The sequence below is a fragment of the Verminephrobacter aporrectodeae subsp. tuberculatae At4 genome, from assembly GCF_000193225.1.
GTDB lineage: Bacteria > Pseudomonadota > Gammaproteobacteria > Burkholderiales > Burkholderiaceae_C > Acidovorax > Acidovorax aporrectodeae.
The window spans coordinates 1-4,449 of sequence record NZ_AFAL01000726.1; the positions used below are offsets into that span (position 1 = coordinate 1).

Below are 4,449 nucleotides of genomic sequence, written 5' to 3' on the forward strand. Positions count from 1 at the left end.
GGCAACCCGCGCGCAGGTTGTCGATCAGCTCCAGGCCGCCGCGGCCGTTGAACACCGGCACCTGCCCCCCGGTGCGCTCGATCAGTGCGGCGACCTCCACCACTGGCCCTTCGCCCTTGATGCAGCGAATGTTCGGATGCTGCAGCAGCAGTTCCCGGATCTCGTCCGCCGAGAGGCCGCGGCCGAGGAAAGCCGGCGCGTTCTGTATCGCCACGGGCAGGTGCGTGGCCTGCGCGACACGGCCGAAGAAGCGGATGTACTCCGCAGCGCCGAACGTGCCGACGGCGGGCGGTTGCAGGATCACCCAGTCCGCGCCGAGCGCCTGCGCGTGCCGCACCTGCGCCAGCTGCTCGGCGACCGAGGCGCCGAAGATGGTGCAGGCCAGCGGCACCCTGCCCGCAGTGTCCTCGGCGACCCAGTCCATCACCGTCCGGCGTTCCGCTTCGCTGAGCTTGGAGACTTCGGTCGCGAGCCCGAGCGCGACCATGCCGTGGACCCCGCACGCCAGGCAGGCCTGCACCTGCTGGCGCATGGCCGCACGGTCCAACTGCTCGTCGGCGCCGAACAAGGCATAGACGACGGCATGGATGCCGTGCAAGTCTTCGGGTGGAAACCTTTGCATGGATGGCCTCGCGGGATATTGCCGTTGTCGGGCCGCTTCAGGCCTGCATGAAGCGATAGAAATTGCGCAGCATGCCGGCGGTGGCGCCCCAGATGTAGCGGTTCTTGTCCCCGTCTTGGTAGGGCATGGAGAACCACTCCCGGTGCAGGCCGTCACGCGCGTAGACATGGCGCCGGTGGTTGGCGGGGTCGAGCAGGAAGGCCAGGGGCACCTCGAACAGGTCCGCAACTTCGCAGGGGTTGGGCAGGAGCCGGCAGTCCGGCTGCACCAGGGCGACCACCGGGGTGATGCGAAAGGAGGTTCCGGTCACGTACGCGGGCAGGGTGCCCAGCAGTTCCACGAACGCGCGCTCGAGCCCGACCTCTTCCTGCGCCTCGCGCAATGCCGTGTCGGCCGCCGAAGCGTCCTGCGGATCCGCGCGGCCGCCGGGAAAAGCCACCTGCCCCGAGTGCGTGGACAGATGCGCCGTGCGTTCGGTGAGCAAGACCATGGGCTGCTCGCGCAGCACGATGGCGAGCAGCACCGAGGCCTGCGTGGGCGCGCGGCCCATGAGCTGCTTTTCCAGCACCACCTCGGGAACCCAGTGCGGCGGATGGGCGAAGCGCGCGCGCAGCGCCTGGGGCGTCTGCGCCGCGCGCGGCACGGCGGGCAGGTGCGCGTCCACGCCCAGCACCGGCGCGAGGCGGGGGTCGAAACCGGGCAGGTTCGACAGCGAGGCAATGGCCGGCGGGACGGCGGGAGCGGGGTTCACGGGAGCGGCGGGTCCGAGGAATCGGCGCGGGACGCCATTATCGGGGCGCGCGCCTGCCGCAACGCATCGGCTGCGCAGCCGCTCAGTCCGCGAACTGCCCCGCGGTCTTGATGACCGGGGTGTAGCGCTGCGTTTCCTGTTGCAGCCACGTCTGAAGCCCTGCCGGCGAGAGCTTGTCGTCATCGGGAATCAGCGCCCCGAGATCGGTCAGGCGCTGCGTGGCGCTGGGGTCCTTGAGCGCAAGCTTCAGGGCTGCGCCAAACTTTTCCAGCGCCTCTCGGGGCGTGCCTTTGGGCGCGTAGATGCCGTGCCAGACCACGACGTTGAAGCCGGCAAGGCCCTGCTCGGACAGCGTCGGCGTGTCCGGCAGGGCTTTCAGGCGCGTGGACGAGGTCACGCCGTAGAGCTTGACCGACTGGGCCTTGATGTACGGGATCGTGGCCGTCGTCTGGTCGCACAGCAGATCGACCTGCCCCGCAAGCAGGGCATTGAGCGCCGGGCCCGTGCCCTGGTACGGCACCGTCGTCAGTTCCGTCCCCACGGCCTGGCGCAGCAACATGCTGCACAGATGCGACACCGCGCCAAGGCCCGCATGGGCGAGGTTGATCTTGTCCCCATGGCTCTTGAGGTGCACGAGCAGTTCTTTGAAATTCTTTGGCGGCAAGTCCTTGCGCCCTATCAGGGTCATGGGAACGTCGAGGACCTGGCTCACGTATTCAAAGTCGGCCAGCGGTTTGTAGCTGAGCCTGCGGTACAGCGCCGGAGCCGTCGCCATGCCATTGTGGTGGATGAGAAAGGTGTAGCCATCGGGCGCGGCGCGGGCCGTGTACGCTGCCGCGAGGGTGCCGCCAGCGCCGGTCTTGTTCTCCACGACCACGGACTGCCCCAGGGACCGGGCCATGACCACGCCGAGCATGCGCGCCAGCACGTCCGTAGGGCCACCCGCGGAGTACGGGACGACCAGGGTGATGGGTTTCGTCGGGTACCCCTGCGCCATGGCGGGGCCGGTTGCCGTGGTTGCGGCCAGCACAATGCCGGCCACCGTGAAGATGGTTTTTTTCATGATTCGGTACATCGGTTACAGGGAAGGGGTGGGGAGTGTCAGGACGCCTGGCAGCGCGCGTTACCGGCGGCGCTGCGCCCAGAGCCACAGCCCCGCGCCGCCCGCGATCATGGGCAGGCACAGCCACTGCCCCATGCTCATGTTCAGCCAGAGCAGGCCCAGAAAGCTGTCGGGCTCGCGAAAGTATTCGGCGACGAAGCGCAGCACGCCGTAGCCGGTCACGAAGGCCGCAGCCACCTGGCCCGGGCGGCGCTCGCGGCGGGCGTAGCACCACAGCAGGACGAACAGCAGCACGCCTTCGAGCAGGAATTGGTAGAGCTGCGAAGGGTGGCGCGGCTGCATGGAGCCACTATGCGCAAACACCATGCCCCAGGGCAGGTCGGGGTTCGCCAGGCGACCCCATAGTTCGCCGTTGATGAAATTGCCCGCGCGCCCGGCAGCCAGCCCGGTGGGCACGCCAGGCGCCACGAAATCCGCCACTTGGAGCAACGGGCGCCGGCGCGTGCGCGCAAACCAGAGCATGGCCGCGATCACGCCCAGCAGGCCGCCATGAAAAGCCATGCCGCCCTGCCAGAGCGCAAGGACCTCCAGCGGGTGGCCCAGGTAGTAGTCCGGCTTGTAGAACAGGCAGTACCCCAGACGCCCCCCCACCACGACCCCGAGGACCCCGAGGAACAGGAGGTCTTCCACGTCCTTGCGCGACCAGGCGCCCGGGCCGGCAAGCGATGCATAGGGCGGGTACTTCAAGCGGCAGCGACCCAGAAAAAGGAACAGGCCAAAGGCCGCAAGATAGGTCAGACCGTACCAGTGGATGGCCAGCGGGCCAATCTGCAGGGCGACGGGGTCGATCCGGGGGTAAATCAGCATGGGGGGCCATTGTGCACGCCGGCCGGCATCCCTGGGCACGGCGGCGCAGCGCTTGGCGGTTGCGCGCGCCAGCCGGAGGAAGATGCAACTCTGTGAGGCGCGAGGCGCAAGGTCCGCGCGCCAGGCGAAAAATCCAGACCTCACAGGAACCGCGGCGATTGAGTTGAGGCTGGTCTTCAGCGACTATACTTGTTACTCCAACATAAATAAGGATTGAACATGGTAACAGAGGAATTTTCCGCCGCCGTGCAATACGGCGACTTCCGGGGTACGGCGCAGGTAGACCTTCACGACACGAAAGATCTCCACTCGCGATTGATGCAAGATGGCTTAATGAGGAAAGGAGAGTTCCTTGTAGGCATCGATGTCGGGTCCAGCGTCGTAGGAATCGGCGAGGATCTCCTCTCGGTCACTGTGTTCCTGCATGAAGGCGATTACGATCGTACTCAAGCAGAGGCCAACGCTGGAAAGCCTTTGCCAGTGCGTCGAGTAGAGTTGGAAATGTTGCCAAAAGAGTTTTTTGGGTATTTCAAGCGCATCAGCATTGCCATATCTCCGCGTGGCATGATTGACGGCAGAGAAATCACCTATGAAGAAACTCCCCATGGAGGAGCATAAATCATGATCGCAGAGCAGGAGCAAACTGAGCGCTGCGCGGTGGTGCAGAGCGCCCTCGCAAGCCAGCGCATCGAGGGCCTGGAGCCGGACGCCCAAGCCGTGGCCGACGCGCAGCGCTGGGCGCGCGGCGAGATGACCATCGGCGCCGCCGTGGACCAGTACAAGGCGCGCGTGCGGCTCGAAATGGCATGAAGTACGCTGGGGATCGCGGCGATCCTTACCTGGACAGCGAAACGGGCGTTCTCCGCAATCTCCTTGGGATCGTAACTACTCAGCTCCCCCCTCGCCATAGGCCATAATCTGCAACCTGATGCAACAGCTACCCGACCTCAGCACACTCAGTTCGACCCAGAGGGATGCACTGACTCTGGAACTATGGACGATGGTGCAGACGCTGACGGTGCAGATCAGCGAACTGCAAGCGCGGCTCAATCTGAACAACCGCAACTCCAGCAAGCCACCCTCGAGCGATGGGCTCAACAAGCCCCAACCCCAGTCATTGCGCAAGGCCGGGCAACGGCCGGTCGG

The 4,449-nt window shown here is 66.0% G+C and carries 7 protein-coding genes; 3 read left to right on the top strand and 4 right to left on the bottom strand.

The window, feature by feature from the left end:
- From VTU_RS0120680 to lgt, 4 genes are all read right to left on the bottom strand, one after another.
- Positions 1-622, bottom strand: a 622-nt coding sequence (locus tag VTU_RS0120680) for a dihydrodipicolinate synthase family protein (RefSeq protein WP_010108192.1), incomplete at its 3' end; no start/stop codon positions are given.
- Between the two features lie 37 nt (positions 623-659).
- Positions 660-1,373 carry a CoA pyrophosphatase gene (locus tag VTU_RS0120685; protein ID WP_010108194.1) on the bottom strand — a complete coding sequence of 238 codons (714 nt, stop codon included), beginning with the start codon at positions 1,371-1,373 and terminating at the stop codon, positions 660-662.
- An 82-nt stretch (positions 1,374-1,455) separates the two neighbouring features.
- Positions 1,456-2,436 carry a tripartite tricarboxylate transporter substrate-binding protein gene (locus VTU_RS0120690; RefSeq protein ID WP_029554620.1) on the bottom strand — a complete coding sequence of 327 codons (981 nt, stop codon included), beginning with the start codon at positions 2,434-2,436 and terminating at the stop codon, positions 1,456-1,458.
- 60 nt (positions 2,437-2,496) lie between these two features.
- Positions 2,497-3,303, bottom strand: a complete 807-nt coding sequence (gene lgt / locus VTU_RS0120695; protein ID WP_010108198.1) for a prolipoprotein diacylglyceryl transferase — start codon at positions 3,301-3,303, stop codon at positions 2,497-2,499.
- A gap of 219 nt (positions 3,304-3,522) precedes the next feature.
- Between lgt and VTU_RS29025 the strand changes: the two genes are divergently transcribed.
- The 3 genes from VTU_RS29025 to VTU_RS33150 all read left to right on the top strand — a co-directional run.
- Positions 3,523-3,921, top strand: coding sequence for a hypothetical protein (locus VTU_RS29025; RefSeq protein ID WP_010108199.1), 399 nt, complete (start codon positions 3,523-3,525; stop codon positions 3,919-3,921).
- Positions 3,922-3,924: 3 nt separating this feature from the next.
- Entirely contained in the window at positions 3,925-4,113 is a 189-nt protein-coding gene (locus tag VTU_RS0120705; RefSeq protein WP_010108200.1) for an antitoxin VbhA family protein, read from the top strand.
- Between the two features lie 118 nt (positions 4,114-4,231).
- Positions 4,232-4,449 (top strand): DUF6444 domain-containing protein (locus VTU_RS33150; RefSeq protein WP_029554622.1); only part of this gene is annotated, 218 nt, incomplete at its 3' end.